This is a genomic window from Glutamicibacter sp. NPDC087831, assembly GCF_044742845.1.
Taxonomy (GTDB): Bacteria; Actinomycetota; Actinomycetes; order Actinomycetales; family Micrococcaceae; genus Glutamicibacter.
Window position 1 is genome coordinate 267,084 of record NZ_JBIUVH010000005.1, and the last position, 25,303, is coordinate 292,386.

22 protein-coding genes and 1 pseudogene are annotated in these 25,303 nt (G+C 61.9%); 20 read left to right on the plus strand and 3 right to left on the minus strand.

Annotated features, from left to right (window positions below):
* Positions 1 to 3: 3 nt before the first annotated feature.
* The 9 genes and pseudogenes from ACIOJF_RS16020 to ACIOJF_RS16060 all read left to right on the plus strand — a co-directional run bounded on the left by ACIOJF_RS16020 (position 4) and on the right by ACIOJF_RS16060 (position 5,224).
* On the plus strand, positions 4 to 948 hold the full coding sequence (locus ACIOJF_RS16020) for a phytoene/squalene synthase family protein (protein WP_402734944.1): 945 nt from the start codon (positions 4 to 6) through the stop codon (positions 946 to 948).
* Positions 939 to 1,007: pseudogene (locus ACIOJF_RS16025) on the plus strand (hypothetical protein); the annotation flags it as partial. The gene ACIOJF_RS16020 and the pseudogene ACIOJF_RS16025, both read left to right, overlap by 10 nt.
* 3 nt (positions 1,008 to 1,010) lie before the next feature.
* Entirely contained in the window at positions 1,011 to 2,537 is a 1,527-nt protein-coding gene (gene crtI, locus ACIOJF_RS16030) for a phytoene desaturase family protein (RefSeq protein ID WP_353616142.1), read from the plus strand.
* Complete coding sequence (locus ACIOJF_RS16035; protein WP_105661111.1) at positions 2,534 to 2,896, plus strand: lycopene cyclase domain-containing protein; 363 nt, start codon at positions 2,534 to 2,536, stop codon at positions 2,894 to 2,896. Before crtI ends, ACIOJF_RS16035 begins: the two co-directional genes overlap by 4 nt.
* A complete protein-coding gene (locus tag ACIOJF_RS16040) occupies positions 2,886 to 3,206 on the plus strand; it encodes a lycopene cyclase domain-containing protein (RefSeq protein WP_105658079.1) in 321 nt (106 codons plus the stop codon). Before ACIOJF_RS16035 ends, ACIOJF_RS16040 begins: the two co-directional genes overlap by 11 nt.
* The gene (locus tag ACIOJF_RS16045; RefSeq protein WP_105658080.1) at positions 3,203 to 4,066 is read left to right on the plus strand and encodes a prenyltransferase; all 864 of its coding nucleotides are present in this window, start codon (positions 3,203 to 3,205) and stop codon (positions 4,064 to 4,066) included. The genes ACIOJF_RS16040 and ACIOJF_RS16045 overlap by 4 nt, the downstream gene beginning before the upstream one ends.
* A gap of 26 nt (positions 4,067 to 4,092) precedes the next feature.
* Positions 4,093 to 4,617, plus strand: a complete 525-nt coding sequence (gene idi, locus ACIOJF_RS16050) for an isopentenyl-diphosphate Delta-isomerase (RefSeq protein WP_105658081.1) — start codon at positions 4,093 to 4,095, stop codon at positions 4,615 to 4,617.
* 81 nt (positions 4,618 to 4,698) lie between these two features.
* Positions 4,699 to 5,070: a hypothetical protein gene (locus ACIOJF_RS16055; protein WP_402741874.1), complete on the plus strand. Its 372-nt coding sequence runs from the start codon at positions 4,699 to 4,701 to the stop codon at positions 5,068 to 5,070.
* Positions 5,042 to 5,224, plus strand: coding sequence for a hypothetical protein (locus ACIOJF_RS16060; RefSeq protein ID WP_402741875.1), 183 nt, complete (start codon positions 5,042 to 5,044; stop codon positions 5,222 to 5,224). Before ACIOJF_RS16055 ends, ACIOJF_RS16060 begins: the two co-directional genes overlap by 29 nt.
* 81 nt (positions 5,225 to 5,305) lie before the next feature.
* On the opposite strand, the gene ACIOJF_RS16065 is transcribed toward ACIOJF_RS16060, so the two are convergent.
* Entirely contained in the window at positions 5,306 to 5,767 is a 462-nt protein-coding gene (locus ACIOJF_RS16065) for a hypothetical protein (protein ID WP_105658083.1), read from the minus strand.
* A 619-nt stretch (positions 5,768 to 6,386) separates the two neighbouring features.
* On the opposite strand from ACIOJF_RS16065, the gene ACIOJF_RS16070 reads away from it, so the two are divergent.
* The 3 genes from ACIOJF_RS16070 to ilvC all read left to right on the plus strand — a co-directional run bounded on the left by ACIOJF_RS16070 (position 6,387) and on the right by ilvC (position 9,946).
* Entirely contained in the window at positions 6,387 to 8,270 is a 1,884-nt protein-coding gene (locus ACIOJF_RS16070) for an acetolactate synthase large subunit (RefSeq protein WP_402734941.1), read from the plus strand.
* Positions 8,271 to 8,273: 3 nt separating this feature from the next.
* Complete coding sequence (gene ilvN, locus ACIOJF_RS16075; protein ID WP_105658085.1) at positions 8,274 to 8,792, plus strand: acetolactate synthase small subunit; 519 nt, start codon at positions 8,274 to 8,276, stop codon at positions 8,790 to 8,792.
* A 122-nt stretch (positions 8,793 to 8,914) separates the two neighbouring features.
* Positions 8,915 to 9,946 carry a ketol-acid reductoisomerase gene (ilvC, locus tag ACIOJF_RS16080; protein ID WP_013348730.1) on the plus strand — a complete coding sequence of 344 codons (1,032 nt, stop codon included), beginning with the start codon at positions 8,915 to 8,917 and terminating at the stop codon, positions 9,944 to 9,946.
* Between the two features lie 115 nt (positions 9,947 to 10,061).
* Here ilvC and ACIOJF_RS16085 read toward each other — a convergent pair whose 3' ends face one another.
* Positions 10,062 to 10,718, minus strand: coding sequence for a hypothetical protein (locus tag ACIOJF_RS16085; RefSeq protein ID WP_105661116.1), 657 nt, complete (start codon positions 10,716 to 10,718; stop codon positions 10,062 to 10,064).
* A 164-nt stretch (positions 10,719 to 10,882) separates the two neighbouring features.
* Between ACIOJF_RS16085 and ACIOJF_RS16090 the strand changes: the two genes are divergently transcribed.
* A complete protein-coding gene (locus ACIOJF_RS16090) occupies positions 10,883 to 11,587 on the plus strand; it encodes a class I SAM-dependent methyltransferase (RefSeq protein ID WP_131087980.1) in 705 nt (234 codons plus the stop codon).
* A 56-nt stretch (positions 11,588 to 11,643) separates the two neighbouring features.
* On the opposite strand, the gene rfbA is transcribed toward ACIOJF_RS16090, so the two are convergent.
* Positions 11,644 to 12,561, minus strand: a complete 918-nt coding sequence (gene rfbA / locus ACIOJF_RS16095; RefSeq protein WP_105658087.1) for a glucose-1-phosphate thymidylyltransferase RfbA — start codon at positions 12,559 to 12,561, stop codon at positions 11,644 to 11,646.
* Between the two features lie 105 nt (positions 12,562 to 12,666).
* On the opposite strand from rfbA, the gene rfbB reads away from it, so the two are divergent.
* From rfbB to ACIOJF_RS16130, 7 genes are all read left to right on the plus strand, one after another.
* A complete protein-coding gene (rfbB, locus tag ACIOJF_RS16100) occupies positions 12,667 to 13,683 on the plus strand; it encodes a dTDP-glucose 4,6-dehydratase (protein WP_105661550.1) in 1,017 nt (338 codons plus the stop codon).
* A complete protein-coding gene (gene rfbD, locus ACIOJF_RS16105) occupies positions 13,683 to 15,104 on the plus strand; it encodes a dTDP-4-dehydrorhamnose reductase (RefSeq protein WP_105661118.1) in 1,422 nt (473 codons plus the stop codon). Before rfbB ends, rfbD begins: the two co-directional genes overlap by 1 nt.
* A 435-nt stretch (positions 15,105 to 15,539) precedes the next feature.
* The gene (locus ACIOJF_RS16110) at positions 15,540 to 18,068 is read left to right on the plus strand and encodes a LuxR C-terminal-related transcriptional regulator (protein ID WP_402741876.1); all 2,529 of its coding nucleotides are present in this window, start codon (positions 15,540 to 15,542) and stop codon (positions 18,066 to 18,068) included.
* Positions 18,065 to 20,752 (plus strand): LuxR C-terminal-related transcriptional regulator, encoded by a 2,688-nt coding sequence (locus ACIOJF_RS16115; protein ID WP_402741877.1) that lies wholly within the window; start codon positions 18,065 to 18,067, stop codon positions 20,750 to 20,752. Before ACIOJF_RS16110 ends, ACIOJF_RS16115 begins: the two co-directional genes overlap by 4 nt.
* Positions 20,753 to 21,320: 568 nt before the next feature.
* Positions 21,321 to 22,850: a sugar transferase gene (locus tag ACIOJF_RS16120; protein WP_105661121.1), complete on the plus strand. Its 1,530-nt coding sequence runs from the start codon at positions 21,321 to 21,323 to the stop codon at positions 22,848 to 22,850.
* Between the two features lie 627 nt (positions 22,851 to 23,477).
* Complete coding sequence (locus tag ACIOJF_RS16125) at positions 23,478 to 24,011, plus strand: hypothetical protein (RefSeq protein WP_402741878.1); 534 nt, start codon at positions 23,478 to 23,480, stop codon at positions 24,009 to 24,011.
* Positions 24,008 to 25,273: a hypothetical protein gene (locus ACIOJF_RS16130; protein ID WP_402741879.1), complete on the plus strand. Its 1,266-nt coding sequence runs from the start codon at positions 24,008 to 24,010 to the stop codon at positions 25,271 to 25,273. Before ACIOJF_RS16125 ends, ACIOJF_RS16130 begins: the two co-directional genes overlap by 4 nt.
* Positions 25,274 to 25,303: the final 30 nt, after the last annotated feature.

The window sequence follows — 25,303 nt, forward strand, 5'->3', positions numbered from 1 at the left end:
GCCATGAAACCTGACAATTCCCCAAACAGCACCGCAGGCACCGCCGCCTTGGAGCACTATTCGCGCACCGCCCAGCGCAGCGCCAGGGTGGTGCTGGGCGAATACTCCACCTCGTTCTCGCTGGCCTGCAGGCTGCTGGATGCCGCCAGCGCCAGGCACATCGCCAATATCTATGCGCTGGTGCGCCTGGCCGATGAAATCGTGGACGGGGTGGCCTGCCAGGCCGGCCTGGACAACCAGGCCATCGCCGCGTGCCTGGACGAGCTGGAAGCAGAAACCCTGCGCGCCATGGAACGCGGGTACAGCACCAACATGGTGGTCCACGCTTTCACCATTTCCGCCCGGGCCACCGGCATCCACGCCGAGCTCACCGCCCCGTTCTTCGCCTCCATGCGCGCGGACCTGGGCACCGGGCAGCATGATGCGCGCAGCTTGCAGGACTACATCTACGGCTCGGCCGAAGTCATCGGGCTGATGTGCCTGCAGGTCTTCCAGGCGATGCCCGCCGCGCCGGACTTGACGCCTGCCCAGGCGCAGCGCGCCAAGCACGCCGCCCGCAGCCTGGGCGCGGCCTTCCAGAAGGTCAACTTCCTGCGCGACCTGGCGGAAGACAGCGAAGATTTGGGACGCAGCTACTTTCCCGGCCTGGACCCGGCAGGATTCGATGAGCCAAGCAAGGCGAAGCTGGTTGCGCAGATCGAGCAGGACCTTGCGCAGGCCCGTGCCGGCCTGCCCTACCTGGCCCCGTCCGCTGCCCGAGCGGTGCGCCTGGCCCATGACCTGTTCCGCGAACTGAACTCCCAGCTGGACAAGGCCCCGGCCTCCCAGCTGCTGCGCACCCGCATCTCGGTCTCCGCCCCGCGCAAGGCGCTGATCGCCGCCCGCGTGCTGCTGGGCACCCGGGGCACCACCGGCCGCAAGCCAAGAATGGAAGTAGCAAGCAGATGAACCACGCACAAAGAGAAGTCGTAGTCATCGGGGGCGGATTCTCCGGCCTGGCCAGCGCCGGGTTGCTCGCCGCCCGAGGCTGCAAGGTCACCTTGATCGAGCAGCAGCCGCATCCAGGCGGTCGCTCCGGACGCCTGGAGCGCGACGGGTTCCGCTTCGACACCGGCCCCTCCTGGTACCTGATGCCCGAGGTCTTCGAGCACTGGTTCAAGCTCATGGGCACCAGCGCCAGCGAACAGCTGGAGTTGCGCGAACTGGCCACCGGCTACCGCACCTTCTTCCAGGACCGCGAAGAACCGGTGGATGTCGGAACCGGCGCTGCGGCCAGCGGACTCTTCGAAGCCCTGGAACCGGGCAGCGGCCCAGCCTTGGAGCGGTACCTGCGCACAGCGAAGGAGGGTTATGAATTGGCCTTGGAGCATTTCCTCTATGACGATTTCAGCTCGCTCACCTCCCTGCTGCACCCAAGGATCCTGCGCCGGACCCCGCAACTGGCCCAGCTGCTGGCCTCCAGCCTGGAAAGCCATGTCGCCCGGCGCTTTTCGAGCAACGAGATCCGCCAGCTGCTCGGATACCCGGCGGTGTTCCTGGGCTCCAGCCCGAGCCGCACCCCTGCGCTCTACCAGCTGATGAGCCACCTGGACCTCACCGACGGGGTGAAATACCCGATGGGAGGCTTCGCTGCCGTTGCCGATGCCATGGCCGAACTGGCACGGAAACACGGCGCGGCCATCCATTTGGGCGCCACCGCAACGGCCATTGAAACCAGCGCAGGAAAAAATCCACGGGTCAGCGCGGTGCGCTGGATCGACGCGCACGGCAGGCAGCAGCGCACCCCGGCGACCCATGTGATCGCAGCCGCCGATGTGCGCCACCTGGAAGGCCATTTGCTGCCCGAGGAGCTGCAGACCCATACCGCCAAGAGCTTCCAGCGCAAAGACCCCGGCCCCAGCGCGGTGCTGCTCTGCCTGGGCATCAGCGGCAAGCTGCCGCAGCTGGAGCACCACAACTTGCTGTTCACCACCGATTGGAAAGAGAATTTCTCGCGGATTCGCCAAGGGCGGATGCTGGAGGCGGAAACCAGCATCTATGTCTGCAAGCCCAGTGCCACCGACCCCTCGGTGGCCCCGGAAGGCTGCGAGAACCTGTTCATCCTGGTTCCGGCTCCGGCCATGCCCGAATGGGGGATCGGCGCAGCCGATGGGGCAGGAGATGCCGCGGTGGAAGCGGTGGCCGACGCGGCCATCGACCAGCTGGCCGCATGGGCTGGCATCAAGGATCTTCGCGAGCGGATCGTAGTGCGCCAGAGCATCGGCCCGGGGGACTTCCTCCAGCAGTACGGCGCCTTCAAAGGCGGTGCGCTGGGCCTGGCCCATACCCTGGGGCAAAGCGCCATGCTGCGTCCGGGCAACCGCAGCGCCAAGGTGGGCGGGCTGCACTATGCCGGCAGCACCGTGCGCCCTGGAATCGGCGTGCCGATGTGCCTGATCAGCGGGGAACTGGCTGCCAAAGCGGTGCTCGGGATCAAGGCCGCGGGGCCCATGGACGAAAACTTCGCGGCCACGGTGCGGCAGGAGGCAGGAGCATGATCTACCTGGGCATCTTGCTGGCACTGCTGGCCTGCATGGGGCTGCTGGACGCGAAGGGAAAGCTCTTCATCTTCCGCCACCCGGTGCGCGGGATCCTGGCCCTGGGGCTGGGCACCGGATTCTTCGTGCTCTGGGATGTGCTGGCCATCAGGCAGGGCATCTTCCTGCACAAGGAATCAGAGCTCATGACCGGAATCATGGTGGGCGAGCAGTTCCCTGTGGAAGAAGTCTTCTTCCTGGTCTTCTTGTGCTATTGCGCCATGATTGCCTTCACCGGGCTGCCAGTGCTGGCCGGAATGCTGCGCAACCGGAACCAGAAAGCACCCAAGCGCACGTTAGGGGAGAACCATGTTCCTTGAATTGAGCTTCTGCTTCCTATTTGCGGCCATGGCCGTCTTTGCCGCCGGTCTGGCCGCCAGCAAGCAGCGCCTGCGCTCGGTCGCCAAGCCGCTGGGCGCTGCCATGGCCTTGATGCTCGTGCTCACCGCGATCTTCGACAACCTGATGATCTACGCCGGGCTGTTCGGCTACGGCAGCGGGACGCTGTCCGGGGTGCATCTGGGCCTGGCCCCGATTGAAGACTTCTTCTACGCCGCCTGCGCGGTCTTCCTGGTTCCCGGGCTGTGGTGGCTGCTCGGTGCCCGCAGCCACAGAAAGGACGCTTCATGATCCGCGGAATCGTATTGAGCTCACGCCCCATCTCCTGGGTGAATACCGCCTACCCGTTTGCCGCCGCCTATCTGCTGGCCGGCGGCGGGATCGATTGGCGTTTGGTCCTGGGCACGGTGTTCTTCCTCTTCCCCTACAACCTGCTGATGTACGGCGTGAACGACGTCTTCGACTACGAGTCGGACCTGCGCAATCCGCGCAAGGGAGGAATCGAGGGGGCGCTGCTGTCCAGGCAGAGCCATAAGTCGCTGCTCATCGCCTGCGTCCTGTGCGCCGCGCCGTTCCTCGCGGTGCTCGTGGCGGCCGGGGATGGCGCAGCCAACCTCGTTCTGGCCGTGTCGCTCCTTGCGGTGCTGGCCTACTCCGCACCGCGGTTGCGCTTCAAGGAAAGGCCCGGGCTGGACTCGCTGACCAGCGCGGTGCACTTCGTCTCCCCGGCGGTCTACGGGTGGGTGCTGGCTGGCGCCAGCGTGCAGGCCGAGCAGTGGCTGGTCTTCGGCGCGTTCCTGCTCTGGGGGATGGCCAGCCATGCCCTGGGCGCAATCCAGGATATTGTTCCCGATCGCCAAGGCGGGCTGTCCTCGATCGCCACCGCCTTGTCGGCCCGCACGACCATCTACCTGGTCTTGGCCGCCTACCTGCTGGCCGGAGCGCTCGTGGCGGTGGGCCTGTCGGGCCTTGGCCGCTGGGCAGCGGTGCTGGCCCTGGCCTATGTGCTCAACGTCCTACCCCATCTTGGAATCAGCGATGCAAGCTCGGGTACGGTTAATCGAGGATGGAAGAGATTCTTGTGGATCAACTACCTGTGCGGTTTCCTGCTGACCATGCTCCTGATCTTTTCGGCACTTTTCACCTACTAGACCCGGATGGGGATTCAAGGATTTCAATGGACGTCATTTTGCTTTCGGATCAAGGCCAGCCTATTGGCACGCACCCGAAAGAATTGGTTCACACCACGGATACCGTGCTGCACCAGGCATTCTCCTGCCATGTGCAGAATCAAGCTGGCCAGGTGCTGGTGACGCGTCGTGCCCTGTCCAAGGTGACCTGGCCAGGGGTCTGGACGAACTCCTTCTGCGGGCATCCCCAGCCCGGCGAGAGCTTCGAAGAAGCCATTACGCGCCACGCGGCCCATGAGCTCGGCTTCAAGGTCAGCCGCATCGAATCGGCGCTGCCGGACTTCCGCTATCGCGCCGTGGATGCCTCGGGCATTGTGGAAAACGAAATCTGCCCGGTCTTCACCGCGATAATTGACAGCGAAATCACTGCGAACCCGGACGAAGTCATGGACTACTGCTGGGTGGATCCGGCACAACTCGGTGAAGCCCTGCGCGCCACTCCGTGGGCCTTCAGCCCGTGGCTGGTGATGCAGGCTGCAGGGATGTCCCTGTACCAGGCCGAGCAAGGCTGATTCCGGGCCCGCCGCCGGCGTGGAATCCCGTACTGGATGATTCCTGTGGAATTGTCCCGGTCATTGGCTATGCTCGATTGCATGGTGCTTCAAGTAATTTCTTCCGGTATCCAGTGGCGCTGCGCGGCCATCGATGCGTTGCGCAAGGCCAGTGTGGTTGCCGGTGGCCTGGTGCTGGCTTCGTCCCTGGCCAGCTGTGCCCCGCTCCAGTTCGAAGCATCCGCGCAAACTCCTGGCGTGAGCCCGCAGATCGCGGCCTTGCCGAAGTATGCCGACAATCTCCAGGAAGTCGAAGGGCGCCAGGAATGGGCGGATCAGAAGATCTTCCAGTACCTCAATGGCCAGGGCGCCGCAGGCTTCCATTCATTCGCCGAGGATTCCATCCAGTACGCCACCGTGGGGTGGCTCTCTCCAGTCCAGGGGCGTGCTCGCCATTGTGGTGGAGGGCAGTGATTGGATCGCAGATGGCAGTGCTGCCGGCTATGCCGAGCGGGTCATGACCTCCGTCGGCTACGAATCAATCGAATTGGACCGGGTTGAGATCCTCACCGTCGAAGGGCAACTGCTCGCCTCCGACTACCGCGGGAATCATCCCGGGGCTTTGTAAGCGAAAAGGCCATCTCGCCGCGTAGCTATCAATGGAGCTAGCTGGCGGGATGGCCTTTGCTATCGGGAATTCTCTTGCTGGCTATACGAAGTTCTCGGTGCCTTCGATGGTGTTCATGAAGTGGTCCATGAAATCAGCGAAGTCCTCTGCATCTGATTTCTGGTCAATGGTGGCACCAATGCTGATGGCATCATCGACATGCAAGTCGATGCTCGGCGCTTCGGGAATGCTGAAGCGGAACACCCGGCCCGAAGAGATCGCGATTTCGTAGCCGCCATCGCTGAGCTCGGCGAGCTGGTTCACATTCGTATTGTTGATGTTGATCGCATCCTCGGATGCTTCCAAGCTGCTGGCATTCACTGGCGCAATAATCAGTTCCGCTGGTTGGCGCCGATATCCAATGACCTTGAGCCCTCCGGAGCCGGCGATGCCGGTGCCCGCCACGAGATTGTAGCTGGCGAAGTTGGGGATCTGCGAGTCGAAGGCCTCATGGAGGCGGGCCTTTACCTGCTGGGTTGGATTTTCGTCTGGGCGCTTGTCCATAACTAATACTCTACCGATAACTTTGGACAATTTGACCAGTCGCAACATTTATCGAAATGTGTCATCGGCACGTCATGGGTTATCTGATTGGTCATATTGACTTCTAGAATGGGATTAATGAGCCAGGATGCTGATTGAGTCGCCAAGCCATGCGCCCGTGTGGCCATCGACGGAACTCATGCCTTTCCCGGCTCAACGCTGCAAGCGAAACCAACTGCATGGCAGGGGACTTCCTTGGAGCAAGGGGTGCGCAGCGCGAGCGATGCGCATTCCCGGCAGTTGGTGCTTGTCTCCAGCTAATCCCGTTTCGACAGGCGCTTTTGGTGCCTATGAAGCGAAAAAACCAAGTCTTGTTTGCGGTGTCGCGTCCAAGGCTTGGACATCCATCTCATATAATGAGATAAACAGGGTGTCTAGTTGCTCTTTGCCGTGAGGTGGAGAAAACTAGAGGCATGCAAACAAACACCGATGTACTACTAGTTATCAGGCGCGGAGCCTGAGGCACTGTCCAACACCACGGACAGTACGTCGGTAACGCGCAAGCCCCCTTTCGTCAGTAGTGACGGCCGCGGGGCGTTTTTTATGCGCAAACGAAGAGATAGATATGGAAAGGATCCCGATGAGCAACTCAACACCCGCCAATCCGGCGTCGGTTGCGAAGTCAATCAATCGAACCAAGGATGCCGCCGCCGCTGTCTCTTCCGTCGTGGAGGCTTCGAACCCGGTACAGGGTCCGAATAATATCGTTGCTCCCACACAGATGACGGGCTCACAAGCCATCGTCCGCTCGCTGGAAGAACTGGGCGTCAAAGACGTCTTCGGATTACCAGGTGGGGCCATCCTTCCCACCTATGATCCACTGATGGATTCGACCAAGATTAACCACATCTTGGTCCGCCACGAACAGGGTGCCGGCCATGCCGCACAGGGTTACGCCATGGTGAGCGGGGAAGTGGGCGTATGCATCGCTACTTCCGGACCAGGCGCAACCAACCTCGTCACCGCACTGGCCGATGCCAATATGGACTCGGTACCAATGGTGGCAATCACCGGTCAGGTCAATAGCGCTTTCATTGGCTCTGACGCATTCCAGGAAGCAGACATTGTCGGCATCACGATGCCGATTACCAAGCACGCTTTCCTGGTCACCAACGCGGAAGACATTCCGCGCACGCTGGCCAGCGCGTTCTACCTGGCGCAGACCGGCCGTCCCGGTCCGGTGCTGGTGGATATCACCAAGGATGCCCAGCAGAGCGACATGACCTTCTCATGGCCGCCAAAGGTCGACCTGCCTGGCTACCGTGTGGTCACCCGCGGACACAACAAGCAGCTGCGCGAAGCCGCCAAGCTCATCGCTTCGGCAACCCGCCCGGTGCTGTATGTTGGCGGTGGCGTGATCAAGGCCAACGCCCATGAGCAGCTCAAGGAATTCGCGGAATTCGTCAACGCTCCGGTGGTCACTACGCTGACCGCACGCGGTGCCTTCCCGGACTCGCATGAACAGCACGTGGGCATGCCAGGCATGCACGGTGCCGTCTCTGCGGTCACCGCACTGCAGCAGTCGGATTTGCTCATTACCCTCGGCGCCCGCTTCGATGACCGCGTCACCGGCGTGCTCTCCACCTTCGCGCCGAACGCGAAGGTGATCCACGCCGATATCGATCCTGCGGAAATCTCCAAGAACCGCGTGGCCGATGTGCCGATCGTCGGCTCGCTGGATGAAATCATCCCGCAGCTGCACGAGGCCTGCGCCTCGCGCTTCGAGAACGAAGCCCAGCAGGATCTGGCTGGCTGGTGGGGACTGCTCAACCGCCTGCGCGAAACCTACCCGATCGGCTACACCGAAACCCACGATGGCCTCTCGGCTCCGCAGAACGTCATTGGGCGCATCGGCGAGCTGACCGGTCCGGAAGGCGTCTACGTGGCAGGCGTGGGCCAGCACCAGATGTGGGCAGCGCAGTTCGTCAAGTACGAGCGCCCGCGCTCGTGGCTGAACTCCGCCGGCCTGGGCACCATGGGCTACTCGGTGCCTGCCGCCATGGGCGCCAAGGTGGCGCAGCCGGACCGCGTGGTCTGGGCCATTGACGGAGATGGCTGCTTCCAGATGACCAACCAGGAACTGGCTACCTGCGTGATCAACCGGATCCCCATCAAGGTTGCCATCATCAACAACTCGTCGCTGGGCATGGTCCGCCAGTGGCAGACCCTGTTCTACGATGGCCGCTACTCCAACACCGATTTGAACACCGGCCACGGAACCGCCCGGATTCCGGACTTCGTGAAGCTGGCCGACGCCTACGGCTGCGTGGGCCTGCGCTGCGAACGCGACGAGGATATCGATGCGACCATCCAGAAGGCATTGGAAATCAATGACCGTCCGGTAGTCATCGACTTCGTGGTCTCGGCCGACTCCATGGTGTGGCCAATGGTCCCATCGGGAGTCAGCAACGACCAGATCCAGATTGCCCGCGGCATGACCCCTGAATGGGAAGAGGAGGACTAGGACATGGCAAAGCATACGCTTTCGGTACTGGTTGAAGACGTTCCCGGCGTGCTCACCCGCGTCGCCAGCCTCTTCGCCCGCCGTGCCTTCAACATTCACTCGCTGGCCGTTGGTCCCACGGAAATTGCCGGCATCAGCCGCATGACCGTGGTGGTGGACGCCGAAGGGGATTCCCTGGAGCAGGTCACCAAGCAGCTGAACAAGCTGGTCAACGTCATCAAGATCGTGGAACTGCTGCCGGAAACCTCGGTGCAGCGTGACCACATCATGATCAAGGTGCGCGCCGATGCGGCGACGCGACTGCAGGTCACCCAGGCCGCGGAGCTGTTCCGCGCATCGGTGATCGACGTATCCACGGACTCGCTGGTCGTTGAGGCCACCGGCAATGCGGCGAAGATCGAAGCACTGCTGGCAGTACTTGAGCCATTCGGCATCCGCGAGATCGTCCAGGCCGGAACGCTGGCCGTGGGACGCGGAACCAAGTCGATGAGCGACCGTGCCCTGAAGACGCTGTCCGCCTAAGCGCACAACGACTTCAAGAGACACGAACTACAAATTTAGGTATTTGGCACCTAGCTTAGAAGAAAGCAACAGTGCCTAAGCACAAGACTTCTTTACCAGAAGCACAAATAAGGAGAATTACAGTGGCTGATCTGTACTACGAAGACGACGCAGACCTCTCGATCATCCAGGGCAAGAAAGTAGCTGTCATTGGCTACGGCTCCCAGGGCCACGCCCACGCACTGAGCCTGCGCGACTCGGGCGTCGAGGTTATCGTCGGCCTGGCTGAGGGCTCCAAGTCCCGTGCCAAGGCCGAGGCCGAAGGCCTGAAGGTAGCTACGGTTGCCGAAGCAGCGGCTTGGGCAGATGTCATCATGATCCTGACCCCGGACCAGGTCCAGGCCCAGGTCTACACCGAGTCGATCGCCGAGCACCTCGAAGAGGGCAACGCGCTGTTCTTCGGCCACGGCTTCAACATCCGCTTCGGCTTCATCCAGCCACCAGCCAACGTCGACGTTGCACTGGTTGCTCCCAAGGCACCAGGGCACACCGTGCGCCGCGAATTCGAAGCCGGCCGTGGCATCCCTGACCTGATCGCCGTGGAGCAGAACTTCACCGGCGGCGCCAAGGAACTGGCACTGTCCTACGCAGCAGGCATCGGCGGCACCCGTGCCGGCGTTATCGAGACCACCTTCACCGAAGAGACCGAAACCGACCTGTTCGGCGAGCAGGCTGTGCTCTGCGGTGGCACCTCCCAGCTGGTCCAGTACGGCTTCGAGGTCCTGACCGAAGCTGGCTACAAGCCGGAAATCGCCTACTTCGAGGTGCTGCACGAGCTGAAGCTGATCGTTGACCTGATGTGGGAAGGCGGCATCGCCAAGCAGCGCTGGTCGATCTCCGACACCGCTGAGTACGGCGACTACGTCTCCGGCCCACGCGTGATCACCCCAGAGGTGAAGGAAAACATGAAGGCTGTGCTGGCTGATATCCAGTCCGGTGCTTTCGCCAACCGCTTCATGGAAGACCAGAAGGCCGGCGCTCCGGAGTTCAAGGAACTGCGCGCCAAGGGCGAAGCCCACCCAATCGAGACCACCGGCCGCGAACTCCGCTCGCTGTTCTCCTGGATCTCGGATGCATCCTCGGATGATTACGTAGATGGTTCGGTAGCCCGCTAATCATGCGGCTGCCTGCATAATCTGCACACAATAAATCGACCTCGGTTGCTTCCCATTTGGGAAACAACCGAGGTCGATTTTTCAGTCTGCTGGGTCGGATACCAGCCAGGCAGGTTTAGAGCTTCGAAGCCCGGTAGCCGGCCTTGCGCGCATCAGCTGCAGTCTTGAAGCATTCTTCTGGCTTCGTGATGTTGTAGAAGCGCTGTCCCTTGACGTGGTACTTCCACTCCTTCTGGCTGCCGGTGCGGTTGCCCTTCACCGGGTACCCCGCAGGGCAGTTCTTCGCCTTCCCGCTCATCTTCACGGAACGCTTGGCGGCCGCCTTCTTCACCAGCAAGGTCTGCGTCTTCTGAATGGTCGAGGTCTTGCCCTTGAGCTGGTACTTGACCGTGGTGGTGACCTTGTAGGTGCCCGCTGCGAGCTTGACGGACTTCTTCTTGCTGGCGACGGTCTTCTTGCCCTTGACCACCTTCAGCAACGCCGACTTGATCTTCACGTTCTTTGCCTTGGAATAGCTAGGCTTGATGGTTGCCTTGGCTGAACCCTTGACAGTCTTCGTGCCAATTTTCTTGATCGTTACCGCAGGAGCCTTTTTCTTCGCAGCAACGATGCTGGCAGATGAAATGCTGGTGGGCAACGGAGCGGCCGAGGCCGCGGAGACACCGGAGAATACAAGTGCTCCCGAAGCGATGACAGCGAGTGAACGCTGAACTAATTTATTCAATTTCTCCCCATGGAAAGTCGAACGAGCATGGGCACTGATCGGTCCCATGTGCTGATTCTAATCTGGACTGGGAATAGAAACTATGGCTGGACGCGATTGTGATCGATTGCGGCTATTGCAGTCAAAGCGTTACTCGATCAGTCGAGTGTTTTCCCAATGATTAGTTGAAGCCTTTGCTAGGCTCGGGCAAAACCATGCAAAGGAGCGCGCCCGTGCCACAGGAAAGCAACTACGACGATTTCGCCCAGGACTACGCTGACGAGAACGAATTCAGCATGCTGAACGCCTACTATGAGCGGCCGGCCACCTTGGAACTGGCAGGAGAGGTTGCCGGCCGGAACATCCTGGATATCGGCTGCGGCGCCGGCCCGCTGTCGGAACAGCTCATGAGCCGTGGAGCGAGCGTCTCGGGCTTCGACACCAGCCGGGCAATGGTGGACCTGGCACGCCAGCGGCTGGGCGAAGATGCCGACCTGAAAGTGGCGACATTGGGGGAGAAGCTCCCGTATGCCGACAACAGTTTTGACGATGCCATTGCTTCCTTGGTGTTCCACTATTTGCCGGACTGGGACTACGCACTGGAGGAAGTCCGCCGGGTCCTCAAGCCCGGCGGCCGGCTCATCATGTCGGTGAACCATCCGATTCTCTACCCGTTCAACCACCGAGGCAAGGACTACTTCCAGCTCACCCAGTACACCGACGAAGTGACTTTCAAGGGGAAGCCTGCCGAACTGACCTATTGGCATCGGCCTTTGCATGAAACTATGAAGGCACTGATCTCCGCAGGGTTCGCGGTGGAGCGTGTTTGGGAGCCGCCGTATGCCAAGGATGCGCCCGAAGGCGTGATTCCAGAAGCCTTGCGTGAACGCGACGCGTTCTTGAGCTTCCTGTTCTTCTCGCTGCGCTCGACGCGCTAGCCAGCGCACTGCTTCCGGGTGCCAACGGCGTCCGGAAGCCGCGAAGCCCTCGAATATCAGCTGATAGCCGGCATAGCGGCAGGACGCGTTGAATGATGGGGATCGACGAAACTGTTTTCTGCCAGCTGAAGCAAGTAATCGCCATACCCGCTCTTGCCCAACTCCCGGCCCAAAGTGCGCAACTGGTCATCGCAGATGAACCCCTGGCGCCATGCAACTTCCTCGGGAGAACCGATCTTCAAACCCTGCCGCGCTTCGACAGTGCGCACGAAGTTGGAGGCGTCGTTGAGCGAATCGAAGGTTCCGGTATCAAGCCACGCAGTTCCGCGGGCCAGCACCGTGACGTTGAGGTTGCCCTCTTCGAGGTACAAGCGGTTGATGTCGGTGATCTCAAGCTCTCCACGGGCCGAAGGCTGCAATGTCCGGGCTTTGCCAACCACGGAATTGTCGTAGAAGTACAATCCCGGAACAGCGTAGTGGCTTTTCGGGTCCAGCGGCTTCTCTTCCAGCGATACGGCCCTTCCGGAGCTATCGAACTCGACGACGCCGTAGGACCTGGGATCCTTGACCCAGTAGCCGAAGATCGTCGCGCCGGTCTGGTCGGCGTAGCTTCCCAACTGGGTGCCGAACCCCGGTCCATGGAAGATGTTGTCACCCAGCACCAGCGCCACGGATTCCCCTCCGATGTGCTCGGCGCCAAGTATGAACGCTTGGGCCAGGCCTTCAGGCCGGGCTTGCACGGCATAGGACAGATTGATGCCGAACTGCGAGCCATCGCCGAGCAAGGACTTGAACTGCCCCTCATCCTGCGGCGTCGTGATGACCAGGATGTCCCTGATTCCAGCGAGCATCAGCGTGGTCAGCGGATAGTAGATCATCGGCTTGTCGAAGACAGGCACCAATTGCTTTGAGATGCCTCGCGTGATCGGGTGCAAACGAGACCCGGTTCCCCCAGCTAGAATTATTCCCCTCATGGCTATCGAGCCTAATGAAGCGGGCAGCGATCTTGTCAGAGTAGTCATACTCGAGAATTGCTAGGAAGCTGCTTGGCCGCGGTGCCCACTGGCTACATTGGTGAGATGAAAAGAATCCTTGTAACTGGGGGAGCAGGATTCATTGGGGCAAATTTCGTGCACCATATGATTGCGCATTCCGACAGTGAAATCACCGTATTGGATAAGATGACCTACGCCGCCAACCGGCAGTCGCTGGAAGGCTTGGACAGCAAACGCGTCAACCTTGTTGTTGGCGACATCTGCGACTACGTGTTGGTCAACGAACTGGTGCCGCAGCATGATGCTGTGGTCCACTTCGCGGCAGAGACGCACAACGATAATTCCTTGCATGACCCGCGCAGCTTCGTGAATTCCAATGTCTTGGGAACTTTCGAACTCCTGGAAGCCGTGCGCAACCACGGTGTGCGCCTGCACCATATTTCCACCGACGAGGTCTATGGAGACCTGGAACTCGATGATCCGCAGCGCTTCACCGAAACCACGCCCTACAAGCCATCCAGCCCTTATTCGGCTACCAAAGCCTCCAGCGACCTGCTGGTCAAGGCCTGGGTCCGTTCCTTCGGGATCGAGGCGACGCTATCCAACTGCTCGAACAACTACGGGCCGTACCAGCATGTGGAGAAGTTCATCCCGCGGCAGATCACCAACGTCCTGGGGGGATTGCGGCCCAAGCTCTACAGCAATGGAACAAACGTGCGCGATTGGATCCACGCCAGCGACCACTCCTCGGCGGTGCAGCTCATTCTGGAAGCGGGCCAGACCGGGCGCACCTATTTGATTGGTGCGGACGGAGAGAAGAGCAACCGCGAAGTGCTCGCCCTGATTCTGGAGCTGATGGGCAGGAAAGCCGATGACTTCGATGCGGTGGCCGACCGGGCCGGCCATGACCTGCGCTATGCCATCGATTCCACGGTGCTGCGCACCGAGCTTGGCTGGCAGCCGCGGTACACCGACCTGGTGCAGGGCCTGGAGCAGGCCATTGGCTGGTACCGTCAGCACCGCTCCTGGTGGGAGCCGGCCAAGGCACAGACCGAGCAGCGCTATGCGCAGCAGGCCGATGCGTTCAAGGTTGCCAGCTGATGGGCGGCGCGGCACAGCTACGGGTAGAGGACAGCCCGATTCAGGGACTCAAAGTGGTCAGCCTGCCGGTGCACCGCGATGAGCGCGGCTGGTTCAAGGAGAACTGGCAGCGGGAGAAAATGGTGGCTGCGGGTTTGCCGGACTTCCGTCCGGTGCAGAACAATGTCTCCTTCAATGGCCAGCGCGGGACCACTCGCGGATTGCACGCCGAGCCATGGGACAAATACATTTCGGTGCTGTCTGGGGAGATCTTCGGCGCCTGGGTGGACCTGCGTCCCGGGCACGGTTTCGGCAGGCTGTTCACCGCTCAGGTGGGCGAAGGCCAAGCGGTCTTCGTGCCCCGCGGGGTGGCCAACGCCTTCCAGACCTTGGCCTCGAATACCGTGTACTCCTACCTGGTCACCGAGCACTGGACCGAGCCAGCCCGGTTGGAATACAGCTACGTCAATCTGGCCGACCCGGATTTGGACATCCCCTGGCCCATCAGCTTGGATGAGGCCATAGTTTCACAGGCGGACAAGGAGCACCCACCGCTGGCGCAGGCGAAACCAGTGCAGCCCAAGAAAATTGCGGTGCTCGGCGGGAACGGTCAGCTCGGACGTGCCTTCGCCCAGCTGGCGAAGTCAGATGAACGGATCGCTTTGTATACCCGCGCCCAGACCGACTTGCAGTCCCCGGGCTTCGCGGCATCGCTGGACCTTGCAAATTGCAGCCACGTGGTCAACGCGGCGGCGATGACCTCAGTGGACCGGGCGCAAACCCCTGCGGGCAGTGCCGAAGCGTGGCAGGTCAATGCCGTGGCCGTGCGCCAGCTGGCGTCACGATGCGCCGAGCGGGGGGTGCCGCTGGTGCATGTGTCCACCGACTATGTGTTCGATGGCGCGCAACGCGAGGTTGATGAGTTGCATCCGATCGCGCCGCTCGGAGTCTACGGCCAAAGCAAGGCCGCCGGCGAGCAGGCCGTGCTGGCCCACACCAGAAACTATGTGGTGCGCACCAGCTGGGTTATCGGGCAGGGCAACAATTTCGTGTCTACCATGCGCCGGCTCGCCGAGCAGGGAATCGCGCCCAGGGTGGTCGATGACCAAATCGGCCGGTTGACCTTCGCCAGCGAGCTGGCCCGCGGCATCATGCATTTGATTGATGCCGGCAGCGCCCCGGGGACCTATCACCTGCAGGGTGGCGGCGAACCCGCCAGCTGGTACCAGGTTGCCCGCGAGGTCTTCGCCTTGTGCGGCCATGACCCGGATTCCGTGCAGCCGGTTTCCACCCGGGAGTATGCCTTGGGCCGGCCGCAGTTGGCACCCCGGCCGGCGAACAGCACGCTGGACACCGCAAAATTGCAAGCGACCGGCTTCGCGCCGAAGCCGTTAGCCGACTTGCTGGATCAGTTCCTTGGCCAGAATCGCGTAACGCCATAAAAACCGGGTAGGTAAAAATCGGGTGTGGTCCCAGTGAATGGCAGGTGAACGGCCAGAACCCCTCATCTAGGCTCGGCAATCCTTCCCAAGGTGCGAGTTATTCCAAGTCAACTAGAAAAGTCATGGGGACTAACTCGTTGTTCCCGAGTGAAGGCGAAGTGTTGTGCAATCACTGGGAAAAGAAGAAAAAGTGACTGAGCTTCATTTATCCTGCCGAACCCAGTGTTCTCGCTGCCTTTAAGTCCTAGGATGGGGAAACACGAGGAAGAGTCCTGACAGATTCTTTCACGGTTAATTTGGGGGAACGAACCGATTGGGGCGGTTTGAATAATGGAATATTCACGAATTCTCTCGCTGGCGGGCACTCGCAATGCTCGATCGCAGCGGGGAGATAGCAAGACAACTTCGAAACTTTCGCGGATTTCGCAAGGCATTTTGGGCAGGGTCCTGAACGACCCGCATTGCGCCGGAGCTGTGGTCTCCGGACCACCGGGCAGCGGTCGAAGGGCGCAGCTGGAAACCGACTTGGGCCAGATGGCTGAGCCGCCGAAGCTGATCCGGTTGAACGGAAGCAACTTCGGCACGAAAGTGCCTTTCGGTGTGCTTTCATTCCTGCTTGCCCAAGTCGACGTGGCCGGAGCTTCGAGCCGTCATGAGCTGATCCACCAGCTGGGCCGGGTGCTGTGCACCGACCAGCGCTCGTCAATGGTGGTGCTCGGGCGGCCTGAATTGATCGACGAGCAATCCAGCTCCTTGCTCGCCCAGCTGGCCACGATGGGCAAGATCAAGCTTTTCGTGATCTGCGAACACGTGCAGGATCTTCCTGGGGACCTGTTCGCCTTGTACCGTTCGGGCCGGCTGGCGCACCAGCGCGTCGAGCGCATGGGCAGCATGGAAACGCACGCTTTCGTCCAGCAGGAATTGGAAGGGCGGGTCTCCGCCTACGCCTCGGCAACCCTGTGCTACTTGGCCGGGGGCAACCGCTCGCTGATGCTCAAGCTGATGCACAGCTGGCGCGAAGACGGCCAGCTGCTGCAGCGCAACGGTACCTGGGCCTTGCGGATGAACGCGCTCGATTCCGGGCCAGCGATGCAGGCCCTGCACGCTTCGCTGGTCCATGGGCTCGATGACGGTGAACGCGAACTGCTCGGGGCCCTGGCACTGGGCGGGCCGGTGGAACTCAACCGCATCCGGCGTTCGGGCCTGACCTGCGAGCTTGACGGCTTGCTGAACCGTGGCCAGGCCAAGTACCTGCCCGGCGCCGCCTACAAGGTAGGCATATCCAATCCGCTGCTGTCCCTGCTCGTGCGCGCCGAATCCAGCAACCAGGCCCACCCTCACGGTGTGGAACTGCTGGCCAAGCTGCACAAGGACCCATTGGCTGCCCGGATCCTTGCGCAACTGAAATCCCTGAACGACCTTGGCGACTACGAATCGCAGCTCAGGGTGGCAGAAGACTTCCAGCAGCAGGGCTATCACGCCGAATGCTGGCCAACTGACCCGCGCACCCGGGTGGCCATCGTGGAGATGCACGTGCGCGCGCAGGCCATGCTCGGCCAGCTGTCCAACGGACTCGAAGCAATCGACCTGGCCAGGGCGGGACTGGCCCAGGCCGTCAGGGAGTCCGGTCCGCGCGAATCCCTGGATACCGCATTCCAGGAACTGGAACTGCTCAGCACGTTCGCGACCTTATTCAGCACCGAGATGACCAAAGAAACGAGCATCGCTGGCAGCAGCGAGTCACTGCTGTCTTCGTCAGGCTGGATGAGCGAGTCATTGCACCTGCGGTCCCTGTCGTTGCAAGCTGCCAGCTGGGCGGCGCAGTCGCGACAGGCCGATGCCATGAAGCTGGTCAGTTACGTGGACGGGGAACTGCGCAATATCCGCTTCAACGGCCCGACGGTCTCGAATTTCCATTCCGAGGACGCAGCAGACATAGAGTTCCAGCTGCTCCAGGCCGAATTGCTCTCCGGAGTCTGGAACGCGGCATCAGCCCGCGCCCAGCGCCTGGCCGAAGGGCAGTACATCAGTCCCTTGCTCATTTCCTACGGGGACATCATGCGGGGGATCCTGCTGGGACTGGGCAATGACTACGACGCTGCCTTGCGCCTGCTGGAACCGAACCTGCACCAGATGCAAGTGGCCGGAGACCGGGGAACCGAAGCGCTGATTGGGTCGGTCATTGCCTATGCGCTGGCTTGCTCCGGGAGGCGGGTGGAGGCATCCGCACTGGTATGCCCTGAATACGGGACCCCCGGAGCGATGCAGATGCCGCTGAGCTTCTACTCCTGGGCGGCAGAAGTCTTCTCCTGCCTTGCGTTGGCCGAAATCGGCTCGCCGCAGGCTGCAAGGCTGCGGCTGGCAACCTTCGCCCAGCGTGCCCGCGGCGGCCAGCACACCCTGCTCGAAGCGCTGACCTTGGGGTTCGCCGCGCGGCTGGGAGACCAGCTGGTGCTGCCGCAGCTGCGCAGCGCCGCCAGACGCTGCGAGGGCCTTGTCGGACAGAATCTGGAGGCGCTCGCAGACGCGGCGGCGGCCAAGGACTCGCCGCGCTTGGCAGCGGCTCTGGACAGCATGGTCGAGGCCGGGCACTTGCTCATGTCCGTGCCATCGAACAACGAGTTCGTCACATCAATGGAAGCCAGGGATCAGCGCAAGCTTGCCCGGGCAGTCAACGGCCGCAAGCGGGCCTCGGCTCCGCAGATCCAGCAGCACGACGAGCTGCAGTTTGAAGCCATCGAACAGCAGCCGGGCTGGATGCGCGAGTTGACCAAGCGTGAGGCCCAGATCGCCAAGATGGCCATAACTGGCAAAACGAATTCGGAAATTGCAAAATTCAATGGCGTCTCGATTCGCACCGTGGAGGGGCATCTGTACCAGGTATATTCCAAGCTCCAGGTCCGAAATCGCCAGGAGCTCACTGCGCTTGACCGCACCAGCCGCCGTACCGCAGGGCTGCGATGAAACAGCATCAACTGATTACCAAGACCAGGCCAACTGAATACAACCGGCTGCTGCAGATCCTGCAAAGGCCAGGTCCCGCCGGCGTCTTGCTGCTGGGCGAGCAGGGCGTGGGCAAGACAAGCCTCGTGGAGGCAGTGCTTGCCTCCTCGGGCGCGGGCGAGCCGATCATGACGCTGTATGGCACGCCGTCCTTGAGCACTGTTGCCCATGGTGCCTTGTCGCCATATCTTGGGGCCCTGGAGAGCATCGACGAGCCGGTGAGCGTGCTGCGCGAACTGAATCGGAGCCTGCTTTCCAGCCGCGGGCAGCTTGAACCGCATATCGTTGTCGTCGAAGATGCGCAGTTCCTGGACCCGCAGTCCTGCTTTATCCTCTCTCTGCTGGTGGAAAACGCCGAGGTGAAGGTGCTGGCTCTGGGCAGCGGGTCGTTGGAAGCGGATAGCCCGCTGGGCGCGCTGGCCGAGCTGGGATCCTTCACCACCATGGCCCTGCAGCGCCTGGACCGCAAAGGAGTGCGCGCGGTGGCCGAAGGCGTGATCGGACGCAAGCTCGCCGAGGGCACGGTGAGCCTGATCGACGTGGTCACCGGCGGTAACCCCAGCTTCGTTGAAGCCTATGCTGCATCCTGCCTGGAACAAGGCACGCTTTTCCACGATGACAGGTTGCTGCAGAGCCACGGGCTCCACGAGCCGGTATGGATCGTGGCCCGCGCACTTCCGGAAATCGATACGCCAATGTTGACGCTGGGCCGGGAAATCACCCGGACCCTGTCCGTTCAGGAGCAGCAGTCGCTGTTGCTGTTGGCTTTGGCTGGCCCGCAGCCCCCAGAAGTGCTGGAGCAGTGCGGATTGCCTTACCAACGGCTGCTGAAAATCGGTGAGCTGATGCAGCAAGGCCCGGCAATGGTCTTGAAATCCAAGCTGATGCAGCGGATCGTCCGCGCCTTGGCCACCGAACATGACATCGCACAGCTGCATGACCTGTGGGTTACCGCGGCGGTCTCGCTGGGAAAAGAGCCAAACGCCCGCGAGGTGCTGTGGTCCTTGGAAACCGGTAAGCAGGTGCCCATGAAGTTGGTCCTGGATCTGGCCGAGCAGGCCGCTCGGGAACTGAATTTCGGGTTGGCCCTGCGCCTATGCGTCCTGGGTAAGCTCGCCCGGCATCATGGGCAAGGAGCGCTGCTCGAAGCGCGGATGCTGCTGAGCATGGGGCGGCACCATGCCGCGCGCGCGCTGTTGCTGCGCCTGATCGATCAGCTGACCGATCTGGCGCTGCTGGGGCAGGCCTACGCCTACCTGCTGGAGGTCACCACGAATATCGGAACCGATGGCGTCGAATTGGGGCGGATCCTGGACGATTGGAAGCATCGGGCCCTGGGGCACGCGGACGCAGAAGAGGTAGCCAGCTTCTTGGCCCTGCATAGCGCAGGGGCCAGGGTCCTGGATTTCTGGCTCAGGGTCAATACCGCCCGCGGTCCACTGCCGAGCGTTTCCGAGCTGCAAGAATTCCTGGAGGACCGGCTGCTGCCCGCGCAGGTGCGCTTCATCGGCATGATGGTGCTCAGCGACCTGCACACGTCCGCCGGCCGGTGCCAGCAGGCCTTGGATCTGATGGAACCGGCTTTGCAAGACCTCAAGGAGTACCCGGCCCCGCAGTCCATGTACGAGGTCCGGGTGTTCTTCCGCATTGGCTGGAACCTGCTGTTCTTGGGACAATACGAGCGCGCCGCGGCATTCATCGACTCCTACCGCCATGCCCGGCTCCGTTCCATCCAGTACTACCAGGGGGCAATCTCGCTGCTCGACGGCGTCAGCCACCTGCTGCAAGGCAGAGTACAGCTCGCCATGGCCAAAATGGCCGAGGCCGTGACGGAACTGCAGATTGCGGACACCACTCAACTGCTGGCCTTGGCCAGTAATCTGTACCGGCTGCTGCTGGCCCGGTTGGGCTTTCCGGTGCCTGAAGCCCTGGTCACCGGGCCCGAGTCCTTCAGTTCCAGCGGTACGATTTCGCTGAACGGACAACTGGGCGAGGAGTCGTCGAAGCAGCGCATCTTCGCACGGGCCTTCGCAGCGGGACTGGGCCATCCGTATCCGGGTGAGTCGCTGGAGTGCTTCCCGCTGGTGGAACGCGAATTCCTTTTCAGCATGACCCGGCAGCTGGGGGACCAGGAGCTGGCCGAATCCCAGATGGGTGAAAGACTGCGTGCCTTGGCTGCGGGGCAGCAGGGATCGCGAGCGGCGTTTTTGGCGCGCCTGATGGACTTGCGAGGCTCAGAGCTTGGCGAGCCGCTGGAGCAGCTGGCCCAGGACGCCCTGGCCAAGAAAGAATACCTGGTGGTGATCGAGGCCTGGGCCCGGGCGGCCGAACGCTACGCCCAGTCCGGGGACCAGCGGCGCTGCGGCGCCTTGCTGCGCCGGGCCGCCCAACTGATCGACCAACAGGGGATGGACCCGGGAAAGTACATCGCCCGTGTCCTGGCGCTGACCGAATTGACCGCCCGGGAAGCGGAAATCGTCGGTTTGGCCCGGCAGGGATTGAATAACGCGCAGATTGCCCGGACCTTGACGGTCTCGCAGCGCACGGTGGAGGGGCATCTCTACCGGGTATTTTCGAAGTTGGGGATTACCGAGCGCGCGGAATTGGATCACGCAGGGCTTGAAGCGGGTACAACCGGCAGGTAGCACGTGCCGGTTTGCGCAAACTTGGAGTAGGTACCACCCGTGCCCGGCCCAGCACAGGTGGGTAATGTGATTTGCGGGAGCTGGAGACTTACGCAGGCGTTCTTTTGCGAACGAGTGCCTATCCGTAGGGTGCGCGGTCGGTGCCGTGGCGGCGAAGCTCTTCCCTGAAACGGGGCCGGCGGCCAGCGAATCCGCGAGGATTACCCCCAGCGCTACCGCCGGTCCCTTCCCGAAAAGGCCCTGTATCGGCAACCCCTCTGCGCCGGTGCAGGGTTTTTCCATGCCCGGAAACTTCCTTCCAAGTAGCGAGCGAGTATGAACCAAGTGCCGTGTGAGTATTTGAAGGATATGCAGGCCATCTTTTGAGTGTTCTTCCACTCGTGCATCGGATGCATTCGCATCATAGGCTCAAGGTCGAGAACGGCAGCCGGGCTGGTGGGACAGCGCGATTGCCATGTGTATTGGGGAACTCGCTTATTTCTTGGGGGAATACAGATGATTGACGTTGTGTTGCCGGTCTGCGACCACCCTTGCTGCGTCGAATCGCTAGCCAGGGTGGGAACAAGACATGTCGCAAATTAGCAGCAGGCTGCGCGAAGATCGCGTATCTTCTCTCGGCACCTGGACGTTCGCACCTCCAAGGACAAATCAGGAAACCGGTACCGCCAGTGCCCGGGGCCGCGCTTATCTGCGTCGGCTTTACGGCACTGATCTGCTGGTCATTTCCTTGGTGAGCTCCTTGCCGGCAATCACGCAATTCCAGAGCTCGCAGATGCCGCAGTTCATTGCGGGTAGCACGCATTACTACGTGCTGGCCGGGTTGCTGCTCACCTTCGCCTGGATGGCCAGCTTGCTATCCTTCAAGGCCCACCGGCTGGGAAGTGTTGCCGTGGGGATGCAGGAATACAAGATCATGGTCTATTCGGGGCTGGCACTGTCGGGCTTCATGGGGGTACTTATCGTGCTCACCGGCCAGGACAGCCTGAAAATTTTCCTGGTCCTCTCTTTGCCGCTGGGACTGCCCGCACTGCTGCTGAGCAGGTGGACCTGTCGCCAGTGGCTGAGCTGGCGCAGCCGAAGCGGCTACGCCTTGAGCAATGTGCTGATCTACGGCCAGCCCACCGACGTCCCGTACGCCGTCCGCCAGATTTCCAAGAAATCCGGGCCCGCCTACCGGGTCGTTGGCGCGCTGATGGACGGCGCGGCGGATCCGGAAGCCGAACGCGATATCCGCAAAACCGATCCGACCCTTCCTCTGGCCTACGACACCGGCGCCATCGAGCAGGAAATCCAGCGGTTGCATGCTGATTCGGTGATCGTGGCCGGACCATTACCCGGTGGCAATGAAGCCTTGCAGCAACTGGGCTGGCGGCTTGAGGGCACCGGGACCAGGCTCATCGTGGCCTCCTCGATCATCGGGGTTGCCAGCCGCCGCGTGCGGACCAGCCCCGTGGATGGGATGCCGCTGCTGCATGTGGAACTGGCAAAGTTCACCGGAGCGCGATACCTCTGCAAGCGCGGCTTCGACATCGTCTTCTCGCTGCTCGCCTTGCTGGCCTTGTCACCGGTTTTCCTGGTGATCGCCTTGCTGATCCGGCGCGAGGGCCCGGGGAAGATCTTCTTCCTCCAAGAACGGGCCGGACAGGACGGCCGCCCCTTCAAGATGATCAAATTCCGCACCATGGTCCACGATGCCGAAGCGCAATTGGCCGCCCTGCAAAAGCTGAATGAAGGGGCAGGGCCGCTGTTCAAATTGAAAGACGACCCGAGGGTCACCCGGTGCGGCAACTGGCTGCGCAAGCATTCATTGGATGAGCTGCCGCAGTTCCTCAACGTCCTGCGCGGGGACATGTCGGTGGTCGGACCCCGTCCGGCGCTGTTCGCCGAAGTGGAAACCTATGAGGGCCAGGCCCGCCGCAGGTTGCTGCTGAAGCCGGGGGTGACCGGACTTTGGCAGGTCTCCGGACGGTCAAACCTGGAGTGGAAGGAAAGCGTGCGGCTGGATCTGTACTACGCAGAGAACTGGACCGTGCTCAGCGATTTGCGGTTGATCTGGCGTACCTTCCAGGTCATGATCAAGCCCGACGGTGCCTACTAGGAGCCAGGATGAGAACTTGCAGCTTGCCCGCGGGCACGCCGTGGCAGGGCCACTGGGACAAGCAGATATCGGGCCGGATCAATTTGCAGCCAGGATCCGCAAGCATGCGCTACCTCTCATCGGGTGCCAAGCGCAACCAATGTTCGAAAACAAAGCAGTACGGATTCTGTGGGGGATCAGAAAATGCGTTCGTTGCGAGCACATGAGCCTGGAAGCACTCGGGCTATCAACAAGAATTGCTCTGGCGGGACACCGCCGGATGCGCATCAACCAGTCCATCCGATTTCCTGCGCGGGAGAATTCCCGCTTGCGAGTTCCGGGTGGGCTCATGAGGCGGAGTCGGCGGCATGTCAGTCGCGCGAAAACACGACTTGCCCCCCAGCTGCCGCCGACTCCTTTGCCACGAAACCCGCCGGACGGATAAGAATTCTGTCAACGCTGGCGATGCTCTGCTCGTCGATCTTCTTGCTTGCAGCGTGCACTTCAGCTGCGCCCCAGGCGAGCGAGCTGGACAATGCGGCGCCGCAAGAACAAGCACCATCACCGTACGCACCGCCAACTGGGAAGCCCCAGGCCAATCCGACGAAGGCACCGGAAGACAGTGCGCCGCAGCTGGAAGCTACCAAAGTGCCCAGCGACGAGCCAACACCCGAAGTAGAGAAGCCAGCGGACTACAGCGGGATAGCCTTCGAAGCCGGCGATGGAAAGCTGCCGGTGGTGAAGCGCTCCGGTGAAGCAGTCAGGGCCGCAGACCGCATGTCGGCGAATATGAAGGATGCGACACAAGCCAGCTATCGGGACGGCGTCAACGTCACGGTTGCCGCGATCGGCAATGGCATCGTGAAAAGCGAGGGACCAGGCTATTTCACCGGAGCGAAATACCGGGTGTACGAGGTCCGGATTAGCAATGGATCCGGTGAGGAACTGGACATCTCCAGTGTGATCATTAACCTCGTGCCGGGCAAGGGCCAGCAGGCAGCACTGCCGCTATACGGCGAGGTCGAGGCCTATGACTTCTCTGGCACGATCGAGGCAGGAAAGCAGGCCAGCGCCCACTACGCCTTCATCGTCCAAGATGCCGGCGCCGTGGCAAAGGTGCAGGTGGATCTGGACAACCAGCACGCTCCAGGGTTGTTCACGTTGAAGGCAGAGAAGAAATGACTCTAGCCAGAACCCTGCTGAACAAGGTTGCCGGTGTAGCTTCATCTTCCACGGCACAGGCAATCCAGTCCCTGACGAGCCTGATTGTGCTGATGCTGGCCGCCAAGCTTCTCGGGATGGAGGCGCTGGGCCTCATTTCGACGCTTTACGGAGCGCTGATCCTTGCAGCCGCCGTCATCTCCGGCTTTGTCGGCGACTCGCTGACGGTACTGGACCGGCATGATCCGCATGTGCGGGCCGGACTGCGCTTCTGGCTCGCGTTGCTGGCCCTGTCCCTGGGGGCCATCGGAGCGTTGCTTTGCTGGGCGGGTACCGAGCTGGGCTTGCTCGGAGCTGTGCTCTACGGCCTGGCAGTGGTTGCCTACGTCGCTGAAGAGCTGGTTCGGCGCAGTTACATGGTGATCCTCAGCTTCGGAAAGCTGATCGCGGTGGACCTGGTGGTATTGGGAACCACCAGCATGGTGCTGCTGGGATTCGGCGTCTTCTCCACCCTGACGCTGGAAGCGTTCTTCTTGGCGGTCCTGGCCGGGCAATGCGCCGGAACCGCCTTCGGTTGGCTGCGCCTGCCAAACAGCGAAAAAACGCCGGCCCGCCGTCCGGCGCAAATCCGGGCTGTGGCCAGATTCGGAATCTGGCGCTCTGCCCTGCAAGGACTGCGCCCGGCCCAGCTGACCGTGATGCGCGTGCTCGTCACCGCCTTGATCGGCCTCGCCGCAGCCGGCGCGCTGGAGGCGGCTAGGCTTTATGCTGCTCCTGCGATGCTGCTGGTCACCGGCACCTGTGCCTACCTGTTTGCGTCGCTGGCCCGCGACCGAGATGCCGGTCCTTGGCGCCAGCTGAAGAACACTGATTCGGTGGTGCTCAAGCTTTTGCTGGCCACCGCAGGCTGCGCGGCCATTGGGCTGGTGCTGCTGCCTTGGGGCGGACCTCTGCTGACGGGCATCCGCCCGTCAGGTCTTGCTGTTACCGGGTGGCTGGCGTATGCCAGCGCGGTGGCGGCATCCACGCCGTATGGCCTGCTGGCTGCGGTACACGAGAATGCACGGCCGGTATTTGCTATCAGGTTCATGGACAGCATCCTGTCCGTGGTGCTGATTGCCTCGGTCCTGGTATTCACTTCGGACTACCGGCTGGTTCCGTGGGCCGCCGCCGCTGGTGCCTTGGCCGGCGGCTTGGCCATGCGGCGGTGGCTGCAGAAATCGGTTGCCGTGCACTTGCCCCGGCAGGGGCAACCAGCGGGCCGATTCGCCCAGCAGCGCTGACTTGGCAAAGCCCCGGTATCAACAATGAAC

Bases quoted from the DNA above. Each gene is read 5' to 3' on its own strand.
- ACIOJF_RS16020 (WP_402734944.1), top strand. From the start codon at position 4: ATGAAACCTGACAATTCCCCAAACAGCACCGCAGGCACCGCCGCCTTG.
- ACIOJF_RS16035 (WP_105661111.1), top strand. From the start codon at position 2,534: ATGATCTACCTGGGCATCTTGCTGGCACTGCTGGCCTGCATGGGGCTG.
- ACIOJF_RS16040 (WP_105658079.1), top strand. From the start codon at position 2,886: ATGTTCCTTGAATTGAGCTTCTGCTTCCTATTTGCGGCCATGGCCGTC.
- ACIOJF_RS16045 (WP_105658080.1), top strand. From the start codon at position 3,203: ATGATCCGCGGAATCGTATTGAGCTCACGCCCCATCTCCTGGGTGAAT.
- idi (WP_105658081.1), top strand. From the start codon at position 4,093: ATGGACGTCATTTTGCTTTCGGATCAAGGCCAGCCTATTGGCACGCAC.
- ACIOJF_RS16055 (WP_402741874.1), top strand. From the start codon at position 4,699: ATGGTGCTTCAAGTAATTTCTTCCGGTATCCAGTGGCGCTGCGCGGCC.
- ACIOJF_RS16065 (WP_105658083.1), bottom strand. From the start codon at position 5,767: ATGGACAAGCGCCCAGACGAAAATCCAACCCAGCAGGTAAAGGCCCGC.
- ACIOJF_RS16070 (WP_402734941.1), top strand. From the start codon at position 6,387: ATGAGCAACTCAACACCCGCCAATCCGGCGTCGGTTGCGAAGTCAATC.
- ilvN (WP_105658085.1), top strand. From the start codon at position 8,274: ATGGCAAAGCATACGCTTTCGGTACTGGTTGAAGACGTTCCCGGCGTG.
- ACIOJF_RS16085 (WP_105661116.1), bottom strand. From the start codon at position 10,718: ATGGGACCGATCAGTGCCCATGCTCGTTCGACTTTCCATGGGGAGAAA.
- rfbA (WP_105658087.1), bottom strand. From the start codon at position 12,561: ATGAGGGGAATAATTCTAGCTGGGGGAACCGGGTCTCGTTTGCACCCG.
- rfbB (WP_105661550.1), top strand. From the start codon at position 12,667: ATGAAAAGAATCCTTGTAACTGGGGGAGCAGGATTCATTGGGGCAAAT.
- rfbD (WP_105661118.1), top strand. From the start codon at position 13,683: ATGGGCGGCGCGGCACAGCTACGGGTAGAGGACAGCCCGATTCAGGGA.
- ACIOJF_RS16115 (WP_402741877.1), top strand. From the start codon at position 18,065: ATGAAACAGCATCAACTGATTACCAAGACCAGGCCAACTGAATACAAC.
- ACIOJF_RS16120 (WP_105661121.1), top strand. From the start codon at position 21,321: ATGTCGCAAATTAGCAGCAGGCTGCGCGAAGATCGCGTATCTTCTCTC.
- ACIOJF_RS16130 (WP_402741879.1), top strand. From the start codon at position 24,008: ATGACTCTAGCCAGAACCCTGCTGAACAAGGTTGCCGGTGTAGCTTCA.